Origin of the sequence: Pinisolibacter aquiterrae (genome assembly GCF_019160155.1) — a bacterium.
GTDB classification, from domain to species: Bacteria; Pseudomonadota; Alphaproteobacteria; order Rhizobiales; family Ancalomicrobiaceae; genus Pinisolibacter; species Pinisolibacter aquiterrae.
The window spans coordinates 1-4936 of sequence record NZ_JAFNIH010000054.1; the positions used below are offsets into that span (position 1 = coordinate 1).

Below are 4936 nucleotides of genomic sequence, written 5' to 3' on the forward strand. Positions count from 1 at the left end.
TTCAACAGGTTGAAGAACTGGCGCCGCCTCGCCACCCGCTACGACAAGACCGCCGACAGCTATCTCGGCTTCGTCCTCATCGCCGCCGTCCGCCTATGGATACGCTTATTCGTCAACAGGACCTAGGGGCCTGAAAAGGTGAATAGCGACACACCGGCCTGATCGAAAGTGCGACCCCGGCACATCGATCGGGAGGGACGGGTCCCGGTGATGACCTCTGGGATGAGGGCTAATCCTATTTTCGACGGGCGCGGGCCGACACCCCGTGCGCGGTCAAAGTATCGCAAAATTTGTTCTTGACGAAAGAACAAACAGGGAACATGTTTGTGGACATCCGGTGGATGAAACACGAAGGGAGACGGTCATGCGAAACTTCGTTCGAGGTCTGGCTTGGGATGCGATGTCGTTCGGCGCCGTGGTGTCGTTCATGGCGATGATCGCTCTCTGGGGAGACGCCATCGGCTGGGCCGCTTCCTACTGAGAACATATCATGTACGAAGATCGATGGCCACACGCCGCGTCGGCCACTGCGGCGAAATCCTCGGTCTCTGGGGACTGCCGAGGAAGGATTTCGGGGAGAACCGAGATCGCCGCCCGGCCGTCGCCCGCGTTCGGTTGAGCCCTCGGCGCTCTCGGTGCACGGTGGACGGCGAGCCGGGGCCGCGGGCGAATCGCGGCGCGGACGGAGGTGGCGCATGGCGACGGCAGAGGCGGAAGATCGGGCGGAGGACGTCGGCTTCGTTCATCTCAGGTGCCACTCGGCCTATTCGCTGCTCGAGGGCGCCTTGCCGGTGGGCCGGCTGCTCGAACTCGCCAAGGCCGATCATCAGCCCGCCCTCGGCCTCGCCGACAGCGGTAATCTCTTCGGCGCACTCGAATTCTCCGAGAAGGCGACCGACAAGGGCATTCAGCCGATCCCCTGTTGTCAGATCGCCGTCGATTTCGTCGATCAGGCAGCCGAGGCGGGGCGTCGCACCGTTCTGCACGAGCGCCTGCCGTCGCTGGTGATGATCGCCCGCGACGAGCGCGGTTGGGAAAATCTCGTCCGCCTCGTCTCGCGCTCCTATACCGGGACCGAGGGGGCCGAGGCCCCCCATGTCGAGCCGGACGACCTCGAGGCCTTCGCCGAAGGCCTGATCGTCCTCACCGGCGGGCCGACCGGGCCGATCGACAAGGCGATCGCCGCCGGGCGCGCCGATCTCGCCCGCAGGCGTCTCGAGCGGCTCGCCGAGATCTTCGGGGACCGGCTCTATGTCGAGGTGCAGCGCCACGGCGTCGACGAGGAGCGCGCCACCGAGCCGGTCCTGATCGATTTCGCCTACGACCTCGGCCTGCCGCTCGTGGCGACCAACGAGCCCTTCTTCGCGGTGCGCGAGGACTTCGAGGCCCACGACGCCCTGATCGCCATCGCCGAGGGCCGCGTCATCGCCGAGGAGGATCGGCGCCGGCTCACGCCGGAGCACTATTTCAAGTCGCGCGCCGAGATGGTGGCGCTCTTCGCCGATCTGCCCGAGGCGCTCGCCTCGACGATCGAGATCGCGCGGCGGTGTTCCTACCGCACCGTCAAACGCAAACCGCTGCTGCCGCGCTTCACCGGCTCCGGCGCCGATGCGGAGGCGGCGGAGGCGAAGGAGCTGCGCGCCCAGGCCGGCGCCGGCCTCGAGCGCCGTCTCGCCGCGCACGGCGTGGCGCCGGGGCGCACCGAGGCCGACTATCGCGATCGCCTCGAGTTCGAGCTCGGCATCATCGAGAAGATGAAGTTCCCCGGCTACTTCCTGATCGTGTCGGACTTCATCAAATGGGCCAAGCTGCACGGCATCCCGGTCGGCCCGGGGCGCGGTTCGGGCGCGGGCTCGCTGGTCGCCTGGTGTCTCACCATCACCGATCTCGATCCCCTGCGCTTCGCGCTCCTCTTCGAGCGCTTCCTCAACCCCGAACGCGTGTCGATGCCCGACTTCGACATCGACTTCTGTCAGGATCGCCGCGAAGAGGTGATCCGCTACGTCCAGGGGAAATACGGCCGCGATCAGGTCGCCCAGATCATCACCTTCGGCTCGCTCCAGGCCCGCGCCGTGCTGCGCGACGTCGGCCGCGTGCTTCAGATGCCCTATGGCCAGGTCGATCGGCTCTGCAAACTCGTCCCGCAGAACCCGGCCAACCCCGTCACCCTGAAACAGGCGCTCGAGGGCGAGCCCAAGCTCCAGGAGGCCCGCGACGAGGAGCCGATCGTCGCGCGCCTCCTCGACATCGCCCTGAAGCTCGAGGGCCTCTACCGCCACGCCTCGACCCATGCCGCCGGCGTGGTCATCGGCGATCGCCCGCTCGATCGGCTGGTGCCGCTCTACCGCGACCCGCGGTCCGACATGCCGGTCACCCAATACAACATGAAGTGGGTGGAGAGCGCCGGCCTGGTGAAGTTCGACTTTCTCGGCCTGAAGACGCTGACGACGCTCCAGACCGGCGTGAAGCTGATCGAGCGCAAGGGCACCCACGTCGATCTGGCGAGCCTCCCCCTCGACGATCCCGCCACCTACGAGCTTCTCGGCAAGGGTGAGACGGTCGGCGTGTTCCAGCTGGAATCGACCGGCATGCGCAAGGCGATCGCCGACATCGAGCCGGATCGCTTCGAGGACATCATCGCGCTCGTCGCGCTCTACCGGCCGGGCCCGATGGCGAACATTCCGGTCTACGGCGCGCGCAAACGCGGCGAGGAGAAGCCCGACTACATGCATCCCTTGCTGGAGCCGGTGCTGAAGGAGACCTTCGGCATCATCGTCTACCAGGAACAGGTGATGCAGATCGCCCAGATCCTCTCCGGCTATTCGCTCGGCGAAGCCGATCTTCTGCGCCGCGCCATGGGCAAGAAGATCAAGGCGGAGATGGACACCCAGCGCGTCCGCTTCGTCGACGGCGCGGTGAAACAGGGTCTGACCAAGGACCACGCCGACACGATCTTCGACCTGCTCGCGAAATTCGCCGACTACGGCTTCAACAAGTCCCACGCGGCGGCCTACGCGCTCGTCGCCTATCACACCGCCTGGATGAAGGCGAACCACCCGGTCGAATTCCTCGCCGCGACCATGACGCTCGACATGTCGAACACCGACAAGCTGGCGGATTTCCGCCGCGAGGCGATCCGGCTCGGGATCGAGGTGGTGCCGCCCTCGGTCAATCGGTCGCGCGAATATTTCGACGTCCAGGACGGCGCCATCGTCTATTCGATGGCAGCGGTGAAAGGCGTCGGGCCGCAGGCGGTCGAGCATCTGGTCGAAGCGCGTGGCGATCGGCCGTTCCGCGACCTCTCCGACTTCGCCCACCGCATCGACCCGAAACAGATCAACAAGCGCACGCTCGAGAGCCTCGTCGCCGCCGGCGCCTTCGACGAGTTGGAATCCGACCGTGGTCGCGTGGTCGAGGCGCTCGACGCGATCGTCGCCGCCGCGAGTCGGGTGCGCGGCGACGCCGACGCCGGCCAGGGCGCGCTCTTCGGCGGCACGGCCTCCGTCGAGCCGATCCGGCTGCCGGCGACCGGATCCTGGACCACGTCGGAGCGTCTGCAGCGCGAGCACGCCGCGATCGGCTTCTATCTCTCGGCCCACCCGCTCGACGAATATCGCACCGTGCTCGAGAAGATGCGGGTCCAGATGTGGGGCGAATTCCAGGCGTCGGTCCGGCGCGGCGCCAATTTCGGCCGCCTCGCCGGCACCGTCACCAGCCGCCAGGAGCGCAAGACCAAGACCGGCAACAAGATGGGCATCGTCCGCATGTCCGATCCGACCGGGTCCTACGAGGCGGTGATCTTCTCGGAAGGTCTCGCGCAATATCGCGAGCTCCTCGAGGCCGGTCAGTCGGTGGTGATCTATGCCGGCGCCGAAGAGCGGGCCGAGGGAATCTCGGTGCGCATCGACAAGGTCGAGCCGCTCGACGCCCTGGCCGCGCGCGAGCAGCAGAGCCTCAGGCTCTTCCTCCGCGATCCGAAGCCGGTCGACAGCATCGCCCGCCACCTCGAGGCTCAGGGGCGCGGGGAGGGCGAGGTCAGTTTCGTCCTGATGCTCGACGACGGCGCCCGCGAGATCGAGGTCCGCCTCGCCGGGAAATACCGTGTCTCGCCGCAGGTCGCCGGCGCGCTCCGGGCGGTGCCGGGGGTGGAGGCGGTGCAACTCGTGTGACGGCCGGGGAGGGCGCTGCGAGAGGGGGCCTTCTCCGCGCCTCAGCCGCGTCCTCGATAGGGCGGCACGCCCTGGTCGGGGATCCAGAGATCGGCCGGGGCGGGGCCCGAGGCCCAGAAGACGTCGATCGGGATGCCGCCGCGCGGATACCAATAGCCGCCGATGCGCAGCCAGTGCGGGGCGACGAGATCGAAGATGCGCCGGCCGATCGCCACGGTGCAGTCCTCGTGGAAGGCGCCGTGGTTGCGGAACGAGGCGAGGTAGAGCTTGAGCGACTTCGATTCGACGAGCCACGGGCCCGGCACGTAGTCGATCACCAGATGGGCGAAGTCCGGCTGGCCCGTGACGGGGCACAGAGACGTGAATTCCGGCGCGGTGAAGCGCGCGACGTAACGGGTGTCGGCCTGCGGGTTCGGCACCCGGTCGAGGACGGCCTCGTCGGGATGCGCGGCGATCACGGCTGCATGCCCGAGTTGCAGGGTCGAAACGTCGAATTCGGCCATGGCGCATCTCATCCGTGCGGTGGATCGGGGAGGGGTCCCGGCGATATCCGGCGAATGCCGGGGTAGCAAGCCGACCTCGCCTCGGCTATAGCAGCGACCGCACCCGAATTCATCCCGCATCCTCAGCAGGAGCAGACCATGACCGCCATCGTCGACATCGTCGGCCGTCAGATTCTCGACAGCCGCGGCAATCCCACCGTCGAAGTGGACGTCGTCCTGGAGGACGGGTCCTTCGGCCGCGCCGCCGTTCCCTCGGGCGCCTCG

Annotated in this window: 3 protein-coding genes and 1 pseudogene; 3 read left to right on the top strand and 1 reads right to left on the bottom strand. The window is 67.4% G+C overall.

Annotated elements, in window-relative coordinates:
* Together J3S89_RS20310 and dnaE are read left to right on the top strand one after the other, a co-directional pair.
* Nucleotides 1-126, top strand: a pseudogene (locus J3S89_RS20310) (IS5 family transposase); the annotation flags it as partial.
* Between the two features lie 569 nt (nt 127-695).
* Nucleotides 696-4169 (top strand): DNA polymerase III subunit alpha, encoded by a 3474-nt coding sequence (gene dnaE, locus J3S89_RS20315; protein ID WP_217930707.1) that lies wholly within the window; start codon nt 696-698, stop codon nt 4167-4169.
* Between the two features lie 41 nt (nt 4170-4210).
* Here dnaE and queF read toward each other — a convergent pair whose 3' ends face one another.
* Nucleotides 4211-4672: a preQ(1) synthase gene (gene queF / locus J3S89_RS20320; protein WP_230489132.1), complete on the bottom strand. Its 462-nt coding sequence runs from the start codon at nt 4670-4672 to the stop codon at nt 4211-4213.
* Between the two features lie 138 nt (nt 4673-4810).
* Here queF and J3S89_RS20325 point away from each other — a divergent pair.
* A partial coding sequence (locus J3S89_RS20325) for a hypothetical protein (RefSeq protein WP_217929173.1) occupies nt 4811-4936 on the top strand: 126 nt, incomplete at its 3' end.